The organism is Flagellimonas flava (assembly GCF_050617915.1).
Lineage (GTDB): Bacteria > Bacteroidota > Bacteroidia > Flavobacteriales > Flavobacteriaceae > Flagellimonas > Flagellimonas flava_A.
The window spans coordinates 1-232 of sequence record NZ_JBODQE010000213.1; the positions used below are offsets into that span (position 1 = coordinate 1).

The 232-nt window shown below is 45.3% G+C and carries 1 protein-coding gene; it reads left to right on the plus strand.

Annotation, left to right across the window (positions count from 1 at the left end; translation table 11 throughout):
• A partial coding sequence (locus ACRHOZ_RS21575) for a hypothetical protein (RefSeq protein ID WP_431130468.1) occupies positions 1 to 232 on the plus strand: 232 nt, incomplete at both ends.

A 232-nucleotide genomic window follows, 5' to 3' on the forward strand; every position in this document is an offset into this window, starting at 1 on the left:
GAAGAAATGCACAGCTATGTAATGCTAGGCCCCGGGGAATCCCATGGAGTGGACTCCATCCGCTGGATGTTGAACCACATGAACAGCCCCTTTGAAATCAAAACTGGGGCAGGCAATGTTCGTGGCAAAGGTTTTACCCACCCCAAATCGACCTTTTTGCTGAACGAAAACAAAAAAAGCACATTTTACCTGTTCGAATTTTCAGACCATCATATCATACCGCTTTTCATAG